The sequence below is a fragment of the Streptomyces mayteni genome (assembly GCF_054783955.1).
The window spans coordinates 21,908-44,242 of sequence record NZ_BAAGPR010000067.1 but is presented as its reverse complement, the minus strand read 5'-3'; the positions used below and the strand labels follow the sequence as shown (position 1 = coordinate 44,242).

The following is a 22,335-nucleotide window of genomic DNA, read 5'->3' as shown; positions in this document are numbered from 1 at the left end:
TCGACTTCCCACGGCTTCGGCCGCACCACCCCGCACCCCCACATCATCGACCTCGGAGTGATCCAACCACCTCGAAGATCATTTCGTTAGGAGTTCTTAGACGAACTTGACCGACAGGATGGACTCGGCGGCGCCGCGCTTGGTTTCCTTGCGGACGTTCTCGTCCAAGGGGCTGACCGCGCGATAGGCCGGCGCGAAGTAGTCCGAGAAGTTCTTGCGCAGCCACTTGATGCGGTCGAAGGGCTCCCGCTGGCTGGCCGACCAGAAGTCCTTGAGGAACTCGTGCGGGCGGGCCACCCCCACCACCGCTTCGATCTTGACCTCGAAACAGGTGTCGTCCAGGGGCGAGGATCACGCCCGTGAGCGGCGCGAGGTCGTCGTCTTCCGTGTACTCGATGGTGAGGGCCAAGCGGATGGCCGGGATGAGGTCGTAGGCCTTGGCCAGCAGGTCCTCGCTCTTCTCGTTGTCGCCACGACCGGCATGCGCCTGAGCCTCGCTGAAGATCTGCCGCGCCTGCTCGATGTCGGCGATACGGCAGGTGGAGAAGTCCTCCAGGACGAAACCTCGTGTCCTCCTCGCCGAAGAACTTCTCGAAGAGACTGACGAATGACGTCTTGCCGCTGTTGTTGCGCCCGACGATGAGGGTGGCCTTCGGATCAATCCGGACATCCACCCTCTCCAGGGCGCGAAAGTTGATCACTTCGGCATGCGTCAGCTGCATCTCACTCCCGGCATCGTCCCCAACCCCGCTCCCGGGACGGCATACGCGTGCGACTACCGAGAGTCAAAGCAGTATCTGATACGGAAGGGGCAGAGATGCCTACTTTTCTCAAAGTGGTCAGAGGTGTGGCGAGCTAGCTCTGTTTCGGTCGCTGCTGATCAGTTCCTGTCGTTGATCCGGCGCGAGGAGCCCGGTGACGAAACGGCATGGACAGGACTGCCTATCCGGCTCGGTCATGCTCGTGCGGATGCGACAGGGCGGTCGGCCCGTCGAATGAGTTCAGGCGCTGCAGTACACGGTGAACGTGCCCCGGGTAAGGGCGTGGACGTAGGTTTCGGCGCCGGCCAGTAGCCGCAGGTGTTCCTCGGTGCAAGCAGATGCGGACAGCCCGGGCTGGGCGAGCACGGTGTGGACGCGCGGCCGCAACTGCGGGGCAAGTTCCCGGATCCGGTAGAGCTCCTCGATGCTGCCGACTTCGAAGGGTGAGACTCCGGTGCGGGCTCGGAAGCTTCTGGCGCGTCGGTCCAGGTGGTTGAGGAGCGGGCCCAAGTGGTCCTGCCGCCACTTTGCACCGCGGACGGCTTGGCCGCACAGTTCGTACAGGTCGGCCACCCGGCCGCCGGGGGCCGGCTCGGAGGAGTACTTGCAGTGGACCAGGGTGACGACGAGTTCGTCGCCGTCGATCTTCATTCCGACCAAGTCGGCTGCTTCGCGGGCGCGGTCGTCGTCGATGAGAATGTTGAACTCCTGCGACTGCTGCAGGTGGGCGGAGATGTAGGCCTGGATGGAATCAGGTTCGCGGGTGGCAGTCTGCGACTCCTTCTGGATGTCCACTCCGGCCCAGTTGAGGATGGTCAGTCGTCTTGGGTCGAAGGGGGCGAGGTCCTTACGTGGAGCGAGCAGCCGGTCCTCGGCGGTGATCATCTTGTCGCCTACCAGGAACAGAGTGGGCTTGTTCCGATTGATCCATTCCTCAAGCGCATAGTCATGGATTCCCGAGCGGACACGCCCGTCCAACTCGTCGGGAGAGTAGGTCAGTCCGGTGTCGGTGAAGTCGGCGCTGTAGGCGATCTGCCAGGCAGGAGTGGTCAGGCGGATCCGGAAGGGGCCGGTGGGTGAGTGGTCTGTGACTTCCAGGGCGACGTCGATGGCGGGGTAGGCGGTGTCGCCGTGGGAGATCTGGGGGCCGGGCCCGTTGCCGGTGAACAGCGGCCAGGGCCATTCGGCAGCGATGAGTACGCCCTCGGGGCGTTCGGTGAGGTCCTCGGGGAAGATGAACCCTTCCATGACGCTGGCCAGGTCGATGCTGGTGTCGGTGAGCTTGGCCCCCTGCTCGTCACACCAGTCGGTCCAGGCCTTGAGGTTGGAGGCTGTCTGCATCGACCAGAACCGTCCGGACAAGGCGGCGCTGATGGTGGTCTTCTCCCCGTTGCGGAATCCAGAGGCGGCGATGTGAGTCTGGCTCTTGCCCTGCCGGTCGGCGGTGGTCAGCGCCTCGTAGACGTCGCTTCCCACATGCATGGAGAACCGGTTGAAGTGGTCCCGTGAATCCAGCAGGCCCACGTTGGTGGGGATCAGGCGCTCCATGTGGCCCAGGACCCTGAAGGTCGGCATACCGGTGACCGGCCGGGAGTCCACGGCCAAGACGGCTTGGGCGAGTTCCCGGTAGTCACCGGTGTTGTTCGAGCCGTGGATGTAGAGCAGGCCTCGGGCACGGCTGAAGTACATGACGATCAGCTCGTAGGTGACCTGCTCCAGGGCTTGCGGGGCTCCCCAGCGGACTTCGCTGCGATTCTCCACCACGAACCAGGCAACAGTGGACGTGGTGTTGACCGCGATGGTGCTGTCCAGGACCCGTCCTTCGCCGTAGACCTCCAACGCCCGTTCGGGAGCCCAGGTGTGGCCGGGAGCACGGTGAGCGATGGCGCTCATCTTGGGTTCCAGCACTGTGACCGACACCTCTTCTGGGGCATCGGTGAAGGACGCCTCGAAGTCGCTGATTTCCTCGACGCTCGCCGTGGCTCGCTCGGTGATGTCATGCAGGATTGTGTCCCAGTCCGCGTCTTCGCGTAGCAGTTCACGCAGTGGTGACAGCGCTACCGACGGATCACGGGCCACGAACACCGAGGCCGTTCCGATCGTCGAGCCTGCGGAAGTGGATCGGGTGAATCGCCCGATGAACTGGATCATTGGGCTGAGGCTCTTCTTCACGTCATGCAGTGCGGCGATCTTCAGGGCCGGCAAATCGAAGCCTTCGCCGAACATGTCGACGCAGACCACGATCCGGCACGACCGATCTGTCAGAGCGGCAAGCGCCGTACGCCGTGCTCTGGCCGACACCTTCTCGTGCAGAACGGTTGGATTCATGTCTGGCGCGAGTGCCTGATAGAGCTCGCCGAGCTCTTTGGCCCGCGCGATGCTTCTCGCCCGCACCATCACGATGTGATCGAGCCCTGCCGTCCGGTCCTGGCGCAGCTGTCCCACCGCCAGCTGCGCGAGTTCTCGGTCAGTGTCCTCCATGCTGAGCACGGCCCGGTAGTTGATCGAGGTGAAGTACCCATCGCGTTGGGCCTCCCGCAACGGGAACCGAAAGATCGTCCGCCCGGGCACGGGGCGCCCGTCCTCTCTGAACGGAGTGGCGGTGAACAGCAGGACACGCCGGTCGGCGAAGTTATCGACCACGCGCGACCAACTGGGCGCCGGCGCGTGATGGGCCTCGTCGACCACCAGGTGAGTGAACGCGGCCAGCAGGGTGTCGAGAGATTCCGGCTCACAGGCCTGAAGGGCGTGTGGGGTGGCGACTACCACGTTGCAGGCGGAGGCGAATGCCGCAGCATCGGCTGCGTCGTGGAAGCCGTGCTGGAGTTTGCCCACCACGGGCCGCATCACGCCCGGGGTGACGATCTGGTGTGTGTGCAGGATGCCGAGCGACTCGAACTTCGCCGCAATTTGATCACGCAGCGCCGAGGTCGGAACCAGCACCAGCAGACGCTCGGGTCGGGCGGCCACGAGCAGCGCGAGCATCGTCTCTGTTTTGCCCGTTCCGGTGGGCATCACCACGATTCCCGGAGCGGTTACTCCGGAGGCCCAGTAGCCGATCACCGAGTGCAGTGCACCGATCTGGGGACGTCGCAGCGCGTGCGGTTCGGTGTGGTCGCGGAACCCGATGCCGTCAACGAACGAGGCCAGCACCGTCTGCGGCGGGCGAAGTACCGTGTCGCCGACCCATCCCACACGCCCGCTCGTTCTGACGGTGGGTATGACAGCCGTCAGCTGCTCAGGCTCTCCGCCTCCGGCGCGTATCGCCGGCCATCTGCCCTGCTCGCTCGCTACCTCTAGTCCAGTGGCTGCCTCCAGCACATCCAAGGTGCCTGACGGCACCAGTAGTTGGCGCACCGTATTGCGGCCGAAGACGGTCTGCTGGGCCCACACATTGCTGGTCGCGACGTGCACACGTGCTCCTGTTCCTCACCCGTCGGGACTGGCAGCTCAGTCGCCCCAGCGCCGCCATCCGACTACCGCGCCCCTCACAACACGTCAGTAGGGATTCAATCGATATACACCCATGAGTCGACTATCGCACCCCATATGCCGGGTGACCTGCTCCAGCGCTCGGTGAGACTGGGCCCTGACCGGGCGCCACGGAGACGCCGCCGCCTCCGCGCGGACGAGAGAAGTCGCCCCACCTCTATACGTAGAAAGGTTTATTGGGTGGTGACTCGATCGCTCGACGGGACGTGCTTGAGGAAGGAATGATGTCTTCGCCGCTCGGGCGGAGGATGGGATCTTCGAGGGCGTTGATACCGGGCGGCGGAGGCCAAGAGCCCCCGCCGACCGTCGTGCTCCGGGTTGTGCGCCCGAATGTCAGCGGTCACCCGTATCGTCGGCATCAGTACGTTCAGGGGGCTTAGGGGGGAACAGTGATCGACGGACAGCGGCGGGTGAGGCGGTCCACGGGCGCCGGCGGCTCGGCGAGGCGCAAGCAGGTTGTGGCGACGGCGGTCATGGAGGCCGAGGGGTGCCTGGACGACCTGAAGCGCGGACGGCGCGCTGCTCTGGAGATCAAGAAAGTCACCGAACGGATGCTCTCGCCCGAGTACAAGGGGCGCGTGCTCGTCGAACTGCTCCAGAACGCGCATGACGCGCACCCCGCCCGCGACGGCGTCGGCCGCGTCGAGATCGTGCTCGACGAGGACGAGGGCCAACATGGTGTCCTGTACGTGGCGAATGCTGGCAGGCCGCTCGGACCCAAGAACTTCGAGGCGCTGTGCAGCATCGGCCTGTCGAGCAAGCGCCCTGACGAGGGCATTGGCCACAAGGGCGTCGGTTTCAAGAGCGTCCTGCAACTCACCGCCGCACCCGAGCTGTACAGCGTCGTGCGGGCCACGTCCAAGACCTTCGACGGGTTCTGCTTCCGCTTCGCCCGGGACGAGGACATCGACCGACTGGCGCACCAGGTCGCGCCCGACCGCCCGGAGGCAGCCGGTCAGCTACGTGCGAACCTCTCGTCGTTGAAGGTCCCGGTGCCGGTGGACGACATCCCGGCCGCGGTGCTGCCCTTCCGCCGCCGTGGACTGGTGACCGTGGTCCGGATCCCGCTGCGAAACGCCGACGCGCGCCAGGAAGCGGTACGCCAGCTGAGCGAACTGACCGACGACGGGGTGCCGTTCGAACTCTTCCTGGACCGCCTCGGCAAGGTGTCCGTGACGCACAGGGTGGGCGGCCGGGGGCGCCCGAACGTCTACACACGCAAGGTGGAGTCGCTCTTCACCTCGCGCGGCCTGAAGATCCAGCAGATCACCCTGCGCCGTCGCGCCCGCCTGATCATGGTGACGGCCGCCGTGGACAGTGAGCGCGCTCACGAAGCCATCGCCGCCGACGTCGAAACCGGACCGCTGACGGACGACTGGCAGGCCCTGGGCGACTCGGCCGTGGTCAGTATGGCGGTGCCGGCAGGCGAGCCGCTGAAGCGCGGCAGGCTCTACACGTTCCTGCCCATGGGCGCACAGCCGACCTGCCCGGTCCGCGGGTTCCTCAACGCTCCTTTCCACACGGACGTGAGTCGGCGCACCATGGCGGAGTCGACGCGCTGGAACGAGCTGCTGCTCGACACCGTGGCCGAGGCCTGCGCGCGGGCGGCTGTACTGGTCGATGAGGGCCGCGTCACGATGCCCGCGGGCGCCCTAGTCGACCTGATGTGCTGGGAGCACGATCAGATGCGGCGCCTGGAGCTGGCCTTCAAGACGCGAGGCCGTGAGTTCGATGACGTGCCGTTCATGCCGGTACTGCACCCAGCGGGCGCCCGCACCGCGTACCGGTACGGCTATTTGTGGCACGGCCCCGATCGGGCCCGCGTCTTCACACCGCAGGCCGTGGCCGCCGCCGGGGTTCAGCAGCTGATCGACACGCGGCTGCATCCCCTGCGCGTCGACCGGCTGGTCGCGTTGGGCGCGGCCCGTACGCAGGGGCTCCTCCCGCACGTCTCCGTGCTCGCCGGCTGGGCGGAGAGCGTCGCCTCGGACCTCTCCGAGAAGGAGTTCGACGCGGGCAGGTGGGCGGACTACTACCACGACCTCTCGGTCTGCTTCGCGCGCACCGGCGAGGAACTGAAGGGGAAGAAGATCGTCCTCACGGTCGACGGGAAGCGGGCTCCGGCCGGCAATCCCCGGCTGTTCTTCCGCCGTTCGGACGGCCCGTCGGCCACACTGTCCGCCCTACCACTCGGACTCGCGAAGAGCATCTCCTTCGTCCACACGGAGATCGCCTGGACAGGACGGAAGACCAGCCGGCGCTCCCGCGGCCGTACCTGGCTGGAGGAACAGGGGCTGGTACGGGACTACAGCCCGCAAGCCCTCCTGGACGTGCTGGGCGATGCCATGCGCAAGGTTCGTGAGGACGACGAGGCCCTACGCGAGCACCTCCTGTTCGCCTGCGCCCTGTGGGCGTTGTCCCCGGAACGGCACGGCAAGCGGCCCGTGATCAACGGGCTGTTGGTGCCGGGCCGCAAAGGCTGGGTGCCCGCCAGGGGGGCCATGTTCGGAGAGGGCTGGGCAGGCGGGCACGGCGGGATCGACCGGACGCTTGCCCGCTTCCTCGACCGCACCGAGGCTGTCTCCCGTGACCTCGTCTCTGCCGCCGACCGGGTCGTCCGCCCCGCCCAGGACATCTGCGCCGGCACCCGCACCGACGCGCAGACCCTGCGGCGCTTCCTCGAACAGCAGGGCGTCCGCCACGGCCTGCTACCGAGCTACGTGGCAACGCTCCAGGCGGTGAAGGGGCAGTATCTCAACCGACCCTCCCTCTTTCCCGGACTGTGGGCCCTGAAGCTGGACCCTGACGAGCGGGCCCAATGGCAGTCGACGGCCCAGCGCTGGCCCAAGCGCCGCGACGATCTCTACCTGACCGTCGAGTACCGCCCGACCCGCAGGAGGGTGGCCATGCTCCCCGGCCAGCGGGAGTACGCCGCGTTCGACGAGGAGAGCCGTCGGCTCTACGCCGAACTGATCGTCCACGGCCTGGACACCTGGGTCCCAGAGGCACTCGAGTTCCGCTTCACGGGCGGCTCGGACCAGAAGGGCACGCCGTGGCCCACCCCGCTGGCGGCCTTCCTGAGCCGAGCGCCGTGGATTCCCCAGACGGGCGACGACGAAAACGCCCCAGCTTTCACCACGGCCAACCAGGCATGGTGGTGGGCCTTGGCGGAGGCACCGCCCACCTTCCTCACCGTCGCATCCGCCGCGCTGCGCAGACGGCAATCGGACCGCGTGCTCAAACGCCTGGAACTGCTCGGCGTACGCCGCTGGGACGACCCCGGGACCGCCGCGGACCGGCTCCGCCACCTGCCCGCCCTGCTCCACCGCATGCCCCGGCTACGCCACGGACGCCTCGGGCATCTGCTGCGCCGAGCCTACGAACAGGCCTGGGCGGATCTCCTTCCTTCGGACGGATTCGGCAGCGGGTGGCGATCCGGGATCCTCCCCGACCTCCTCGTGAGCCGGGCCGGGACAGTGGATGTCCTCACCGCCGAGTCCGAGCCCGAGCCGGTCTACGTGGCCGACATCCGCGGCACCCAGCAGCGCAGGTTGCTCGACCAGACACCCCTGCCCGTCCTCCCGGTCGACGATCGGGCTCTGGGCCAGCGCGTCCACGAGCACCTGGAGGCGCAGGGCCGTTTCGTAACCCGTCCCACAAGCGAGGCGGAACTCGACGTCCGGGTCGACCAGCTGCCGATCGTCGACGCACCCCGGGTACCTCTGCTCGCCCTGGCCGGGCCCTGGCTGGAGACCCTCATCGTCGCGCTGGTCGAGTTCGACGAGGAGCGGTCTTCCCGCGCCAGGGTCCCCGCCGCAGGCCGCGTCAGGCAACGGCTTCGATCCTGTGGCGTCGTCGTGGCGCAGACCGTGGTCACCCATATCGCCGGTCACGCCCTCGACGCCTCCGGCGCCGACCGCTCCCTTCTGCACGACGATCCGGACGAACCCCGCCTCGTCGCGGTGTGCGCCCGGCAGCGCTCCGACTGGCATGTGCTGGAGACCGCCGCGACCGCACTGAGCACCCTGATCGGCGCCCCGTACCTGAGCACGGCGGTACAGCTGGCGTTCATCGAACTGAACCGCGTGGGCCGGACCGTCGCGGACGTCACCGAGGCGGACATCGCCTCTGTACTCGCCATCCCACACCAGCGCCTGGAGGCGGTCCTCGCCGATCGTGCCTCGATCCGCTCCGGCAGTGCCCGACTCGTCCCCCTACTCGCCTGCGTCGACCTCGCCCTCGCCGAGGAACTGCAACGCGGACAGGAGAGCCTGCACGATCGCGGCGAACTCCACGACTGGCTGGTCGCACGGCTCGATGTCGACCGCGCCGACCAGTTGCTGGGGCTCGTGGAGGAGGACGACCGGCAGCGGACGCTGACCGCGCTGGGAGTGCCCCTGGCCGAGGCCAACCGGGCCTGGCAGACACTGGGCCTGCCGACCGTCGACAACGCGGAGACCCACCAACGCCAGTTCCAGGCCTGGTTGCAGCAGAACCGGGCCCGCCTGGCCGACCGCGTCCGCGACGCCTACGATGCCACGCACAAGGCCGGCGCCCCCCTTACGGACTACGTCCGGCTGCGCTCGCTCCCCGGACTGCAGCCGGACCCCCGGTGGGGACTCGAACACTGGGACCTTCCTGTCGATCTCCTCAACGCCCACGCCGAGGAATGGACCGTCACGCACCTGCCCCCGCCACCGGATCGGCAACACCACCCGCGCCCGGTGGCCGAGATCCGCGAGAACTGCGTCGACACCATCCACACACGCCTTCCCCGCCTGCGCGTCCGCATGGAAGCCTGGCTCCACCGCCAGGGCCGCGAGGCGTCCTCCCTGCCATCCGCCACCGAGGTCGCATCTGCCATGGACACCGAAGGCCTGCTCGACTTCGAGCCGATCGGCACCCGTACGCTCATCGCCTGGCTCCAGACCCACGGTCACTGGCCCGAGGGCATGCCCGCCACGGACCGGGCAGCCGACCTCGGCCTGCACGAACCCCCACCCCTCCCGCCGAGCCCACCCGTCGGTAGCACCCCGCTCCCCGCCGCGCCGTCGGGCCCGTCACTCCCTCTGAACGGCCGTTCCGTCCCGATCGGCCCCGACCACCTGCGCGACCTCGCCCGACAGGTCGCCGCCGACCTCACCCCCGACCAACTGGCCGCCTCCCCACAGCCCGGGACACCGTCGCCCCCCGCCTTCCCGAGGCAACGAACCACCTCCGCGTCCGGCGGACGCGGAGGGGCGTACCGGGTCCCTCCGCAAGACATCCAGAGGGACAGGGCCGTCGGACTCGCGGGGGAGGTGGCCGTCGCCGCCTGGCTGGAGCGGCAGTACGGCGTCCCCCGCGAGGAATCCTGGAAGTCCGGGTTACGCCAGCACGTCCTCGCCGACGGCACAGGCGACGACAGCCTCGGCTACGACTTCCTCGTCCACGACGGCGACCGGACCTTCCTGTACGAGGTGAAGGCCTCCACCAAGAACCGCCGCGAGTTCGAACTCGGCGAGTCCGAAGTCGAACGAGCCAGTCACCTCCGCCCCGACGAGATCTACACCATCGTCTACGTCTCCCACGTCCTCGACCGCACCCACCGACGCATCACGCCCCTCCCCAACCCGTTCAGTGCCCCTGGTCTCGGCGGCTACCGCCTCGTCGGCACCGCGATGCGTCTGCGCTTCGAACTGCCACCCGGGGAGCCAGAACCCTCCCCGTAGGCGAATGAGGCCGATCCGCGCCCATCCCGGACAATGAGCTGCGTGACGAGGCAGTTGGGTTCCCGGCCCCGTTGGAGCCCAGGCAGCGCCACGTCGCCGAGTTCATCTGAGCGAACCGGCCATCGTTCGCCGCCGCCGAGCCCGGCATCAGCCCCCGGCCAGACGCTTACGGGTACGCGCGGATCATCACGCCGAGGGGTGGTTCGCCTTGCAGACCTTCTGGGACTTCAAGGAGCTCGGGGAACACCTTCAGCAGGAGCGCGACCAAGCCCGCCAGCTTTCCAGCTCGTCATCGGGCCCTACGGACGCTGCCCTGTAGGAAGCCAACAAGAAGCTGCCAGTGCATCTCGCGTACCTTCTGTGCGAAGCGGGAGAGGCCGAGCGGAAGGCCGCCAACCTGTGGTGGACGTTGCAGGAGATCGCAGGCGATGACCTCACCGCGCGATACGGGCGTGAGGTCGAGCCGCCGGCCGAGCTCGATCAAATCGGCGACCTCATGCTCCGCCTGGACAACGCCGAGATCCGGCTCGCCAACGCGCTCGATGAGCACCGGGATCAGGCGCACTGCATAGCTCTGCGGGAAGAGGAGTTCCGCAGGTTCGTGGCCTCCCCGGCCAGCATCAGCCTCGACGACTTCGACAAGATGAACGCCGCAGAGTTCGAACAAGTCACTGCCCGGCTCGCCCGGCGCGACGGCCTCACTGTCAGATGATCTTTCGGCGGTATGGGTGATTCTGCTCATGCAGTGGCATGGCGGCGCATGCCGACCACCAGGTTCAGAGCGGAGAGCGTTCGTGGACGGGTGGTGGTGTCGTGGCGGTTGGGGAGCCGAGTGGCGACCGGTCTGGTTCAGGGATGGGGGAGGGGCCGCTGTCCGGATGGATATGTCGCCGTTGCGTAGATTCGGTAGTGGGCAGGTTGCGACTGGTGGTCTTCGGTTTGCGTTCTACGGTCGGGTGTCGACGGAGGATCATCAGGATCCGGCGACTTCGCGGGCCTGGCAGTTGCTTCGGGCTGAGGGGATCACGTCGGGGCATGGGCGGATCGTGACGGAGTTCTTCGATGTGGGCCATAGCCGGGTGGCGCCGTGGGCCAGGCGGCCGGAGGCCGGAGCTTTGGTGGGGGGCGTCGTCGGATCCTGACCGGCAGTTTGATGCGGTGGTGATCGGGTCGAGTGAGCGGGCGTTCTTCGGGAACCAGTTCGCTGCGATGGCGCCGTTGTTCGAGCACTTCGGGGTGCAGCTGTGGGTGCCGGAGCTGGGTGGCATGGTGGATCCGAAGATCGCTGGGCATGAGGAGTTGATGATCCTGCTGGGGATCTTGTCCAAGCGGGAGATCGCCCGTACGCGTATCCGGGTGCGTTCAGCGATGACGGTGCAGACTCGGGATCAGGGCCGCTACCAGGGTGGTCGTCCGCCCTACGGGTACCGTCTGGTGGATGCCGGTCCGCATCCCAACCGTGGCCTGGCCCGGCGCGGGGTGCGGATCCGGCGGCTGGATGTGGACGCGGAGTGTGGGCCGATCGTGCGGTGGATCTTCGCCCAGCGGCTTGAGCGGCACAGCGTCGCGCGCATCACTCGTGCCTTGAACGATGCCGGGATCCCCTGCCCGTCGGCGGCCGATCCGGAGCGCAATGGGCACCGCTCGAACTGCAATTGGGGTTTGACTGCGGTGCGGGCGATCCTGGCCAACCCCCGCTACACCGGCCGCCAGGTGTGGAACCGGCAGCGCACCGACCACGAGCTCCTCGACCCGGACAACACCAGCCTGGGACACCGCGATGTCATGCGCTGGAACGCACCCGAGGACTGGGTCATCTCCCACCACCAGGCCCATCCCGCGCTCGTGGACGAAGCCGATTTCGTCGCCGTCCAGAACATCCGGGCCCCACGTGAGAACGCGCCGGGTCGCGTCTACTTGCTGGCCGGCATGCTGCGCTGCGGGATCTGCGAGCGGCGGATGGAGTCGTGCTGGACGCATGGCTGTCCGGTCTATCGCTGCCGACACGGATCTCGGTGCCATCGATGATCCCGGTCTTCCCGCTGGCGCCGAGATGGTCAATGACTTCTGCCAGGGTCCGCAGTCGGACACCGGGGCCGATGGTGCACCCACGCTCGGCGAGCGGTGGCCGCACCTCGCCGATGGCGCGGGTGATCGTGGAGCGGTCCACGCCGAACCAGCACGCCAGTACGCCATGCGTGGCCCCGTGACGGAGATGCACGAGGGCGGCCAGGAGCCGGTCGACGAACGCCAGTCGGTGCTTCGCGCCGGCACCCATGCCTCGCTTCCGCGGCTTGGACGCCACCCTGGCCTGGTGGCGTTCATGCCATAACGGGCCTACCTCGGTGACGAGTTCAGCGATCACCTCGGCCGACAGACCTGTGATCCTTCGGTCACCGATGATCGCAGTACGAATCGCGTTCCCCACCACACGACCATGATCAACGATCACGAGTTCGACGCCTCACCGCCAACCATGTACGAACTCGTTAGCCTCCTCACGGGCGGTGGGATCAGTGTGCCCACCATGCGCCATCGCCCTCGGAATGAATTTCTAGTCCGTAGCGTCGGGCAGCATCTCACCTCTCGGCGTATTGCAGGAACAGCACACCCAGGATGACGAGCCCGGCGGCTTCGAGGATTGAGACCGCAACTAGAAGGGCACTGTCCGTGCTGTGGCACCAGAAGGTGATGAGTGCGGCAAAGGGAGTGGCGAGGAAGGCCACCAGGTCGACAACTGTCTGTGTGGTCTTGCGTGAGACCCGTCTGTCGTCGCTGCGATGATAGGTCTCCCAGCGAAACAGCGGTTCCTCCACCTTCGTGGCCTCTGCGAGCCGGGACGCGAGCTCGGTGCGGACGTAGCGCCCGATGGCTGAGATCTTTTCGTCGTTGACCAAGTGCGTCCATCCGAGCACAAGACACACCACCGGAAGGGCCAGGATCAGCTCCGGGTAGTTTGTCTGCGCAGCGAAGGCCGCGACGGCGGTCATGGCCGCAAGCGTCACGTACAGCAGGTTGTCCCGAAAGCCGATACGTGCACGCTGCTCGTCCTTAATCTGTGCGTACTCGGCAAGGAGTGCGGCGCTGGTGCTCCGTTCTCTGTCGGTCATGACTGGCTGTCACCCTCATTTCGCGACCCTTTGACAGGGGGACTTGGTGGTACCCGTACTCGGCCCTCGTGGTGCCTGGACCTTCAGGGAGCTGCCGTGCTGCTCGGCAGCTCCCTGGCCGGTCGGCCTTCCCGATCTGTCCGGGAGGACTCAGTCGGTGCTGCCCGCGGGTGGCGGACTGTCGGCGTTGTTCCGTTCGATCCATGCCTTCCCGTCGGCCGCGATGCCCTCCATGAGACGGAACGTATGGGCGAAGCCGGCCGCGTCGAGGTTGATCTCCGAGAGTTCCCGGGCGTTCTCGTACGGCTCGAGCTGGTGGCTGTCGGCGTCCTTGATCCGGATGGTTCTGACCGGGCCGTTGGACAGAAGCAGCGCCATCTCATAGCCAACGTGGTCGTTCTCGGTGACCTGCACGGAGGAGAGCGCGTCGAAGCGGTAGTTGGTGCGTTGTTCGCCCGGACGAGTGGCGTGGGCGAAGTCGGCTTCGGTGCTGATCTCGCGGATACCGTCCCGTGTGGCCAGGAACAGCCGGAAGGTGTAACGGGAGTAGCGCCAGGGGCCGCCTCGCCGCCGTGCTCGTCTGTAGGAGCCTGCCGGTGTCGTCAGGATCGTGTGGGCGATGATGTCGTGCCAGGTGAGCTGGTAGTGACGGAGCACATCGGCGGTGAACAGAACCTTGTCCTGGCTGAGCCACGCCTCCATCTCGGCGTCGGAGGGCCGGGTGGCTTCCAGACGCTCCTTCCAGCGCTGGAATTCCATTTCACGCGCGTACATCCGCCGGTGATACTTCTGCGTCTCCTCGGCGAACCGCTGTTCCTCGCTGCGCATGTCCAGCCACACCGACGCTGCCCGGCGCCCGCTCCCGACGGCACCGAAGAATACGCCGAAGGTCAGCAGGGCGTGGAACGCACTCGTTGAACCCGTCGCGGCGGTGACGATGACGGCCAGGGACGTGACGCCCAGGAGAGCGAGGGCGAGCACGCAGGCAAGTTTCGTCGTCACCGGAGTCCGGTACTGCTGCCGGTGGGCGAACAGCGTGCCGTTGTTGTGGCGGTCCCTGGCGTCCCGGGCCAGGTAGCGGATCAGCCAGTTGACCCGATCGACGCTGATTCTGCTCTCCCGGTAGAGGAACGCGACCTCGGCGGCCAGAACGGCGCGGATGCCGGCGGTGCGGGCGAGCCACTCGGGCCGGTCGAACCCGTGCGGCACGTACTTGCTGAAGTAGCGCTCGAAGGACTCGCGGACGCGGCTAGTGAACCCGTCCGCCGCGAGGGTCTCGCCGCCCGCGGATGCGGAGGAAGGGGCGGCCGGAGAGCGGGCCGGATCCTGGTCCGGCGCCTGGCCCAGCTCCTGCTCCTTGGCCTGCAGCCGGTGCTTGTTGTGCCACCATCGCTGACCGAACCGGGCGGCGAGGAATCCGGTGCCGAGCGCGATCAGTATCTCGCCGATTGCGGTCAGCGGCTCCGCGATCACTGCCGAGATCCCGAGGAAACCCGCGGCGACGACGAACAGACCCGTCCAGGTCGCCAGGCGAGGACGGTAACGGAAGGCGGTGTCCTCCTCGGGACGCCGGGTCCGTGCCCCGATGGGATCGGGCTCGAAGTAGAACCGGACCCGCCGGGAACGGTCGCCGCTGAACTGCCCGGCCTTGGCGAGCTCGCAGATCTCGGCCCACAGGGCGGCCTTTGTCCGGCTCGTGAGCACGAAATCGAGGTGGCGGACGATCAGGTCACGCTGGAGCGGTGCCAGATCCCTCAGCCGCTTCAGCACAGCGGCGGTCTCACTGTCAGCTTTGCCGGGCAGTGCCAGCAGATCGAAGACGACCTGCAGACCGGGTTTCCAGTCCTTGTCGTCGGCGTAGCCCTGCATGACGTCCCACGTCCGGTCCAGCTGACGGCGTTCCTCGGCGCTGAGGTCGTGGTGGGCGCGTTTGCTGAGCATCGCAAGCGCCCAGTGGAAACGGATCTGCGGGCCGTCGTGGTTGTGGGTGATCGCGTCCCAGATCAGTTCCCGCGCCCGGCCGGGTAAGCCTTCTTCCAGACAGCGGACCCCGACCTCGTACTTCTTCTGGGGCGAGGCGTCCGGCGGGACGATGTTGATGGTGGAGTTGTGTACGTCCGAGGCTTGGATGCCGACGTAGGAGTTGTGCGCCTCGTTGTGCGTGGAGGGGAAACCCCCGGTCATGCCGGGTCACCCGCCGCCGCGATAAGGACCGCAAGACCGGCGGCCAGTTCCGGGTGGTCGATGAGCAGGCCGCGTAACTTCCTGAGCGCCAGAACTGCCTGCCTCGGAGGCGCCGGGTCGTTCGCGGTGCACTTCTCCGCTGCGCGCCTCGCGATGCTCAGCTCGACCTGCGCCTCGTGGTGAATGTCTGCGTCGAGGGTGCCGTGGGCGTGATGTCGTGTCAGGTGCTCACGGAAGCGGTCCAGCTCCATGACCAGTTCCCTCGGGTTGGACACCTTTGGAGCCGCCCCGCTGACGTAAACGGTGTTGCCGGTGGCCTTGTCAGCCATGATTCCCACCGCACTGGAAAAGGCGGTGTTGACGACGCCTCCGCTGCCCCTGCCAGTTCTGTCCTTCTGAGCCATGGCGATCTGCTCCTCTTCCTCTGCATTCTCTGCCAGTTCTGCTTCCTTGATCAGTTCCGCAGCCAGCCGTATCGCGAAAGCCGCCGCGTTCGCTGCGGCGCGCGGTTGCCGCTCGCGGTCCTCCTCTCCGTTCTTCGTGCCGTCTGCTCGGTCGCTGATACCGCGGATGATGCCGACCGGCAGACCGCTGAGGTGGCCGGCCTGTGCCACACCAGCGGCTTCCATGTCAATCGCGAACGCGTCGTTGTAGTGCTGCCGGAGCCATACGGTCTCGGCGGAGTCCCGCGAGTTCTGCAGGACCTCACCGGCGGCTATCGGGCCGAAGTGCACCCTCGGCACTTCCCCGTTCTCCGGTGCGTGGCCGGCCCCAGCCGTTATACGGGCCAGATGCTGGCCGAGCTGGATGATGGGGTGCGGCGCCTCCCACACCCGGGGCCGCGCCTTGAGACCGTCGTCCTCACTGGTCGCGCCGTGGTAGGCGTACACATGGGTGGCCATCACCACGTCGCCCAGCGCGATCGAGCTCCGCCTGCGCCCGGCGACACCGACGAACAGCACGGCTGCCGGGGAGAAGTGGTCGATCGCGCGCTCTGTCAGCACCGCGGTCGAATGGTTCCCCTTGCTCGTCAGATTAAGTGCCACACGGCAGGAGGTGCCTGGCACGGTCCCGACCTCAAACCGAGTGCCGCTCTTATGTACGGTCACCTGCGGATCGGCAAGTTTCCGGCGCACGGCCTCGTATTCGAGATTGAGGGCGGTGAGAATCACAACCAGGTCGTTTGGCATGTAATCTTATTCCTTCCTCTGTTCCTCTGATGGTTCTTCCGTCTGCTGTTCTGTCGGTGGCAGAATGGGCCGGGCCAGTGGGGGGGAGAGCGCCGTTGTCGGTCCCGCGCGGAACAGTCGCGCGGGCCGCCCTACCGTGGTCCTGCGTTCCGTTCGGGCCGGGACTATGAACCCTTCCACGGCCTGGACCTTCCGGTAGAAATTCCGGGTGTCGAGCGTGACGCCCCACACTGCCTCGTACACCTGCTGCAACTCGGCGATCGTGAAGGGGGCTTCACAGAACGCCGTGGCCAGCGCCGAGAATTCAAGCTTCGTACGCGCGCGTTCAATTCCGTCGGTCACTATCTGATCGTGATCGAAAGCGAGCTTTACCTGTCCGGAGAGGACCGCCTCCGCGGGGACCCATGAGGCATCCGCGGCATCTGTTCCCGCGACCGGATCAGGAAGGCGCGGGGCGATCGCCAGATGCGCCACGGAGACGACTCGCCCACGTGGATCACGCCCCGGATCCCCGTAGGTCGCCAACTGCTCAAGATGAAACTGTCCGGCATCCACGGCCGTCTCCTCGCCCAGCTCGCGGCGAGCAGCGTCCGAGATCGCCTCACCGATGTAGTCGAGGAAACCGCCAGGCAGTGCCTGCATGCCCGCAAAGGGCTCTTTGCCTCGTTTCACCAGCAGGACACACAACTGTCCCTCACGCAACGTCAGGATCACCAGGTCAACTGTGAGCAGAACGGACGGCGGCAACCAGGAATCATCACGCATGGTGTCAACCGTATCGGATTGCTGTCACATTGACAATATCTCCCCTCGGCTCGACATCTGCAGGTCACCTCCACGACCGGGACGAGCAAGGAGCCGGCGAGTGGCAGCTCCACCTCGTCCACAAGACCCACGCCGCCCACGACCTGTGGTTCCTACGGCACGCCAACAAGGCACCCCACTGCGCGACCAAGACCGCCGGCGAAGGCCTCCAACACCACCTGCTCAAGCTCGCCCACCACGCCCGCGCCGCCGGCTGGACCGCCGAGTACGAGGTCCCCGCCGCAGACGGAGCCTGGCGCGCCGACGTGCTGGCCACCTCCCCGGACGGCGCCCGCCGCCTCGCCCTCGAAGCGCAGATTGCGTCGATCTCCATCGCGGACATCACGGCGCGCACCGCCCGCTACCGTGCGGACGGGATCGAGGTGTGCTGGTTCACCGACCGCAAGACGATCCCTGGCGCGGCAACGCGCCCGCCGCCCAGATAGCCCGGCCCGAGGACGACGGCCCGGTCCAGGTGACCGCCGGCCCGGCCCGCTTTATCCCCGAGTGGTGCGAGGACCGCGCAACGTGCGGCGAGTGCCAGTGCGAGTGCTGTGCCGGCGGTGTCGACGGGCCGCTGCCCTGCGGCGGCCACGGCACCTGGCAGACCGTCGCCCCCTTTCGCCTCGACCGCTTCGTCCGCGCCATCTGCGCCGATGCGACCCGCCCCCATCAACTCCGCACCGAGGAAGGCGTAGACCAGTGGCGGTGGATCACCCGCCAGTATTATGAGTTTGAGGAGGAACAGGTCCAAGCCCAGGCCCGACGCGAACATGCCGTCGACCGGCTCGTCGCCCGCCGCCGGCAACGGACTGACGCCCGTGACCACCAGGCCGCCATCGAGACTCTCCTCTCGCGACAGAGGGCGCTCACCAGGCTGGCCGTCGAGTACGTCTACAAGCAGACCGGCCGATACCCGCGGGTCGCCCAGGACGGCATCTCCGACTTCGCCATGGGCGTGCCCGTCTACCTGGGCGAAGCCCAGTGCGCGATCATCTGCCCCGTCGCCGGCCGGATCCCTGCCACCCGCGACCGGCTCGCCGGGCTCATCCTCTTCGCCGCCACCGAACGAGAACGCGACCGCATCGCCGCCAACACCCACCCCAGCCAGCACATCGAGGTGCTCGAGGCACAGCAGGACGCCGAGCCGCCGAGCCCGCCGGACCGCAGCATTTCCGTCAAGGCGGCGGTGAACCGGATGCTCGGCCTGGACGGCATGTAGCCAGGCGCCTTCTTCACCGTGAAGGACGGCGTCGCGACTGGAGAGAAGTCCGGAGCCGCCGCGGCCTAACACCGTTCGCTTACGAGCGCCTCGTGCCGCTGCTCGTAGAGTTCGGCGAGTTCGTGGCGTGCCTATGGCGTCCAGCCCTCACGGTTCCGTCGTTGAACGAGTCCGCGGATGGCTTCGTTGATGCCCCACCCCCAAGCAGACGTGATCCCCACCTACCGGGCCGAGCTGTCGCCGCGCGCGGCGGCCCGCAGATCCCCCGAGGAAGCCGATGAACACGAGCAGCCGCAGCAAGGTGTCAGGGCCGGTGCCGGCCGACTCCCTCTGTCGGCGACGGCTGAAAGTGGACCAGTGGTGATGCTGTGGTGTTGGGCCTACCTGTGCACCTACGAGGACCTCGACGAACACGTCCGAGTCGACAGCCGCCAACCGGCCTGCCGCGCCCCTCCCATCCTCAGCAGCGGCAACTGGAGCCCGGCCTCCGCCGTCCGCGGGGACTGGCCGCTACCACGTCCGGCTCGGACAGACCCTCGTGTGCGGCGAAGCCGCCCCGTTCACCGAATGCCGCCTCGCTGACGGCCACTCGGACATCCTCCTGGTAGACCGACGGGACCCGATACCGGCTGACCGGCCCCCGCGGCCGCGGTCTCGACGGCCACCAAGGGCTTGAGGTCCGCTGGACAGTCCGACTCGACGACGACGAAGTCGTCCCGGCCTCGGTTCCCCTTCAGCAACGTTGCCCGGTCAACGTCCACCTGGGCCGCTGGCCCAGATACCTCCGCGCGAAGTCGAAGCTCGGGCGGATCCGCGCACAGCTGGCCGTGGCCTTCGGCCCGCTGTGCGCCGGCTGCGGAACCTCCCTCGGAACCGAGGTCGAGCACCACCACTTCTCGGGCCGGGTTCGCGGACTGCTGTGCCGCAACTGCAACAACGCCATCGACTGGTGCCCCCACCTCGCCAACTGCCCCTGGGCCGACTGCCTCAACGATCTCCCGCCGCCTCGCTGCCCTGCACCCGGGCCTATCGCGGGACTGCCACAACGACCAGTGGAAGATCGACCACTTCGGGCATGCCCCCTACGACACCTGAGCGCCAGTTCGGGTGCGGCTATCTCGGAACGCGACGAGGACCGAGGACCACTTGCGCGCCGGGGATGAGCCACAGTCCTCCGGGTAGCTCGTCGGTGGGAAGGCGGGGTTGGGGGACGTTCTCATACCATCTCGCCGCGCGCCGGGAGAGGGAGGGGCGGCGTCGAGGTGAGCACGCGGGGTGCTGCCTTCGCCGGTTCCTGAACCACGGGGTCGGCGGGAGGCGCCGGGGAGCGGCAGCCTTGTGAGCGGCCGGGGGCGGGGGTCCGAGGCGTGGCTCCGGTGTCGATCGTGCCGCGCTTCCTTCTAGCGGGCCACCCGTCGATGGTAGATGTGGCCGGGGGCGTGCGGCACCAGCAGTTGTTGTCGACGAACAGCCAGCCCGCAGCGCTCAGTTGTTGCAGGGTGTCAGCCATCGTGGCGTCGGTCCGTGGGGACCGCGGGTTTTGGACATGTTCTCGCTGGTCACAGATGCATCTTCCGTGATCGGGGTACACCACTCGTTTTACAGTCCCTCTCAACGGCCTTTCGTGCACTCGTGTGTTGCCGCTTCTATGTGAGTTGGGCGAGGTCGCGTGCCGTCGTTGCGCCCGGTCGGACGACGTAGACTCCGCTTCTGGTGGGGATTTCCTCCGATCGGGATTTAAGATCTGCGAGGTTCACCATTGGTGGCCACAGAGTCCCAATTTCCGACCAGCGGATGCCACTTAGGTCGGACTCAGCCAGGTTGGCGTTGCGTAGATCTGATGTGGTGAAGTCATTCAGGAAAGCTTCTGCAGAGCTTTCGGTGATGGGGGGTGCTTGGCCGAGTAGCGTGCCGATGGCGCGCCGAGTCTCCGTGACGGAAATGGTGACGATATTGCTTGCGAGTGTGTGGGCATGGGAGTGGCGGGCATGCCGGATGAGGTCGCTCATGCGGGCGATATCGAGAGCATGGGCCAAGGCGCGGGCGAGGGAGCCGGCGCGCTCTAGGGTGTTGGCGAGCTCGATGGCGTCGTGGCAGGCACTGGTGAGGCCGTTGATGCCAAGAGCGCTGGTGCTGGCCTTGGTGTGGGCGTGGTCGAGAGCGTCGGCGAGGGCACTGGCCTTGCTGCTGTTCCTGATGAGCCCGCTGGCGGTGACCGTGATGTGGACGAGGTCGCGGTCGAGGTCGCTACTGAGACTGAGACTGAGCATGCGGGCATGCTCGAGCGCCGCGGTGAGTTCCTGAGGGCGGATGTACTCGAGTGCGGTGGTGAGTGCGTTGGCACGGGAGAGATCAAGTGCCCGGGCGAGTTCCAGGGCGCGGTCACGCGTGAGGTCGCGGTTGAGTGCCCGGGCGAGGTTGAGAGTGAAGTATGCCTCGCCGACATGAGGGTCCGCTCGCAATGTCATGCGTGTGTGTGCGTGGACTGATTGGAGGAGCTCGGCGGTCGTTTGGGCGCTGTTCCTCTCGCCTGTTGCGGACTGGTCAGACGTGAGTGGTGGACTGGGCAGGATGGCGGCTAGGCCGGCTTCGGTGTCGAGGACGGGGCCGAGGCTGTTGACGAGGGAGTCATGGCGTGACTGAAGGAGGACTTCACGCAGGCCGGCGTTGCTATCGAGCATGCTGCCGAGAAGGCTGGTGAGGGCGCGTTGGTGCTGGCTGAGCCAGCGGTCCACGTCGTCGTCATGGTGGTCAGACGCTTGGGGACTGGTCACTGCTCCTCCTCCGTTGCCTTGATGTACGCAGCGGCGGTACGACGCGCCTTCTTGAGGCTGGCACGTACTGCCTCAGGGGTCAGGCTCAGCTGGCCTGCTATCTCGGTCGGCGTGTAGCCGCTGAGCGTCCAGGCCAGGATCTGCCGCTGCCGGGGCGGCAGGGTCACCAGCATCCGTAGGGTGTCGTGCCGGACTTCCCATTCCACGACGGCGTCTGGACGAGGCAGGAGTGAGGTCGGTTCCGGCATCTGCTCTACCGGATCCTCACGGATGTCGGCGATTTTGCGTACCAGTGCACGCGAGGCCACCGTATGGACCCACGCTTGGGGCTGCGTGATCTCACTCCAGCGCTGGTACGCCTTGACCATCGTGTCCTGAGCAATGTCCGTGGCAACGGGCAGCGTGGCGCCGTGGTTGATCAAGAAGCCGACCAGCTTGCGAATGGTGCTTCGGTAGAACGCCGAGAACTTCTCATCCACCAGGTAGCGCGCGTGATCACGCTCGCTGAGCGCACCCGGGCGGGCGGCTGCCGCAGCAGCAGCTGGATGGTCTAAGCCATCCACGGGATCAGGATCACTCACGCTGCCCTACTCGCATTCCCTGCTGAGGTGCGGGTGACCACTATTCGAAGACGAAGCCCATCACCCTGTTGCTCGTCCAACTCCAGGTGATCGCCGACGGTGACAGCTCCGGCGATGTCGGTGAGGTACCGATGTCGGGCCTCTTCCTGCCGTACACGCCAGTTCAGGCGCAGCCACAGGCCGAGCAGAGCGAAACCTTTGACGGTGATGATCGAGGCAATGGTGACGGCGACCGTGCCCGTATCCATAGAGTCCCCTCCTGATCTGGTCGCGGGCCGATGACAGACCCGTCATGAAGTAAGAGCCAGAACCTGCCGGGAACGTGAACTCTGGGATGAGATATTTTCGGTCAGGTACTCGGGGCCGACGTAGGACGGGACCTTCTTCGCACCGGTGCCCGATGAGGCGCCCAGAGAAGCCTGCTTGAGCGCCGTTCGAGGACCAAGGCTGCCTCCTGGGGATCAGGCTGGCTGGTCGTATGCCACATGTTCTCGAGGGTCTTCCTC

The 22,335-nt window shown here is 66.9% G+C and carries 15 protein-coding genes and 2 pseudogenes; 6 read left to right on the top strand and 11 right to left on the bottom strand.

Annotated elements, in window-relative coordinates; genetic code table 11:
* Nucleotides 1-96: 96 nt before the first annotated feature.
* The 3 genes and pseudogenes from ACYVPE_RS25865 to ACYVPE_RS25855 form a co-directional block, all read right to left on the bottom strand.
* Nucleotides 97-306: a hypothetical protein gene (locus tag ACYVPE_RS25865; RefSeq protein WP_461036113.1), complete on the bottom strand. Its 210-nt coding sequence runs from the start codon at nt 304-306 to the stop codon at nt 97-99.
* 326 nt (nt 307-632) lie between these two features.
* A pseudogene (locus ACYVPE_RS25860) lies at nt 633-722 on the bottom strand (hypothetical protein); the annotation flags it as partial.
* A 279-nt stretch (nt 723-1,001) separates the two neighbouring features.
* Nucleotides 1,002-4,175 (bottom strand): DEAD/DEAH box helicase, encoded by a 3,174-nt coding sequence (locus ACYVPE_RS25855; RefSeq protein WP_461036111.1) that lies wholly within the window; start codon nt 4,173-4,175, stop codon nt 1,002-1,004.
* A 536-nt stretch (nt 4,176-4,711) separates the two neighbouring features.
* Here ACYVPE_RS25855 and ACYVPE_RS25850 point away from each other — a divergent pair.
* From ACYVPE_RS25850 to ACYVPE_RS25840, 3 genes are all read left to right on the top strand, one after another.
* On the top strand, nt 4,712-9,964 hold the full coding sequence (locus ACYVPE_RS25850; protein WP_461036110.1) for a sacsin N-terminal ATP-binding-like domain-containing protein: 5,253 nt from the start codon (nt 4,712-4,714) through the stop codon (nt 9,962-9,964).
* 340 nt (nt 9,965-10,304) lie between these two features.
* Nucleotides 10,305-10,676 (top strand): hypothetical protein, encoded by a 372-nt coding sequence (locus ACYVPE_RS25845; RefSeq protein WP_461036109.1) that lies wholly within the window; start codon nt 10,305-10,307, stop codon nt 10,674-10,676.
* Nucleotides 10,677-11,122: 446 nt separating this feature from the next.
* Complete coding sequence (locus ACYVPE_RS25840; protein ID WP_461036108.1) at nt 11,123-11,992, top strand: recombinase family protein; 870 nt, start codon at nt 11,123-11,125, stop codon at nt 11,990-11,992.
* A gap of 88 nt (nt 11,993-12,080) precedes the next feature.
* Here ACYVPE_RS25840 and ACYVPE_RS25835 read toward each other — a convergent pair.
* The 5 genes and pseudogenes from ACYVPE_RS25835 to ACYVPE_RS25815 all read right to left on the bottom strand — a co-directional run.
* A pseudogene (locus ACYVPE_RS25835) lies at nt 12,081-12,242 on the bottom strand (helix-turn-helix domain-containing protein); the annotation flags it as partial.
* Nucleotides 12,243-12,543: 301 nt separating this feature from the next.
* Nucleotides 12,544-13,074 carry a hypothetical protein gene (locus ACYVPE_RS25830; protein WP_461036107.1) on the bottom strand — a complete coding sequence of 177 codons (531 nt, stop codon included), beginning with the start codon at nt 13,072-13,074 and terminating at the stop codon, nt 12,544-12,546.
* 150 nt (nt 13,075-13,224) lie between these two features.
* Nucleotides 13,225-15,258 carry a hypothetical protein gene (locus tag ACYVPE_RS25825; protein ID WP_461036106.1) on the bottom strand — a complete coding sequence of 678 codons (2,034 nt, stop codon included), beginning with the start codon at nt 15,256-15,258 and terminating at the stop codon, nt 13,225-13,227.
* On the bottom strand, nt 15,255-16,448 hold the full coding sequence (locus ACYVPE_RS25820) for a 5'-methylthioadenosine/S-adenosylhomocysteine nucleosidase family protein (RefSeq protein ID WP_461036105.1): 1,194 nt from the start codon (nt 16,446-16,448) through the stop codon (nt 15,255-15,257). The genes ACYVPE_RS25825 and ACYVPE_RS25820 overlap by 4 nt, the downstream gene beginning before the upstream one ends.
* 6 nt (nt 16,449-16,454) lie before the next feature.
* On the bottom strand, nt 16,455-17,213 hold the full coding sequence (locus ACYVPE_RS25815; protein WP_461036104.1) for an NUDIX hydrolase: 759 nt from the start codon (nt 17,211-17,213) through the stop codon (nt 16,455-16,457).
* 29 nt (nt 17,214-17,242) lie between these two features.
* Here ACYVPE_RS25815 and ACYVPE_RS25810 point away from each other — a divergent pair, with 29 nt between their 5' ends.
* From ACYVPE_RS25810 to ACYVPE_RS25800, 3 genes are all read left to right on the top strand, one after another.
* On the top strand, nt 17,243-17,698 hold the full coding sequence (locus ACYVPE_RS25810) for a competence protein CoiA family protein (RefSeq protein ID WP_461036103.1): 456 nt from the start codon (nt 17,243-17,245) through the stop codon (nt 17,696-17,698).
* Entirely contained in the window at nt 17,638-18,474 is an 837-nt protein-coding gene (locus ACYVPE_RS25805) for a hypothetical protein (protein WP_461036102.1), read from the top strand. The genes ACYVPE_RS25810 and ACYVPE_RS25805 overlap by 61 nt, the downstream gene beginning before the upstream one ends.
* Nucleotides 18,475-19,103: 629 nt before the next feature.
* Nucleotides 19,104-19,637: an endonuclease domain-containing protein gene (locus tag ACYVPE_RS25800; RefSeq protein WP_461036112.1), complete on the top strand. Its 534-nt coding sequence runs from the start codon at nt 19,104-19,106 to the stop codon at nt 19,635-19,637.
* A gap of 483 nt (nt 19,638-20,120) precedes the next feature.
* Here the strand turns inward: ACYVPE_RS25800 and ACYVPE_RS25795 are convergent, their stop codons facing one another.
* The 3 genes from ACYVPE_RS25795 to ACYVPE_RS25785 are packed head-to-tail and all read right to left on the bottom strand — an operon-like array spanning nt 20,121 to nt 22,077.
* A complete protein-coding gene (locus ACYVPE_RS25795) occupies nt 20,121-21,248 on the bottom strand; it encodes a hypothetical protein (protein ID WP_461036101.1) in 1,128 nt (375 codons plus the stop codon).
* Nucleotides 21,245-21,829 carry an RNA polymerase sigma factor gene (locus ACYVPE_RS25790; protein ID WP_461036100.1) on the bottom strand — a complete coding sequence of 195 codons (585 nt, stop codon included), beginning with the start codon at nt 21,827-21,829 and terminating at the stop codon, nt 21,245-21,247. The genes ACYVPE_RS25795 and ACYVPE_RS25790 overlap by 4 nt, the downstream gene beginning before the upstream one ends.
* Nucleotides 21,826-22,077 carry a hypothetical protein gene (locus ACYVPE_RS25785; protein WP_461036099.1) on the bottom strand — a complete coding sequence of 84 codons (252 nt, stop codon included), beginning with the start codon at nt 22,075-22,077 and terminating at the stop codon, nt 21,826-21,828. Before ACYVPE_RS25785 ends, ACYVPE_RS25790 begins: the two co-directional genes overlap by 4 nt.
* Nucleotides 22,078-22,335: the final 258 nt, after the last annotated feature.

Excerpts from the sequence above, each read along its gene's own strand:
- ACYVPE_RS25830 (WP_461036107.1), bottom strand. The coding sequence starts at position 13,074 with ATGACCGACAGAGAACGGAGCACCAGCGCCGCACTCCTTGCCGAGTAC.
- ACYVPE_RS25825 (WP_461036106.1), bottom strand. The coding sequence starts at position 15,258 with ATGACCGGGGGTTTCCCCTCCACGCACAACGAGGCGCACAACTCCTAC.
- ACYVPE_RS25820 (WP_461036105.1), bottom strand. The coding sequence starts at position 16,448 with ATGCCAAACGACCTGGTTGTGATTCTCACCGCCCTCAATCTCGAATAC.
- ACYVPE_RS25815 (WP_461036104.1), bottom strand. The coding sequence starts at position 17,213 with ATGCGTGATGATTCCTGGTTGCCGCCGTCCGTTCTGCTCACAGTTGAC.
- ACYVPE_RS25785 (WP_461036099.1), bottom strand. The coding sequence starts at position 22,077 with ATGGATACGGGCACGGTCGCCGTCACCATTGCCTCGATCATCACCGTC.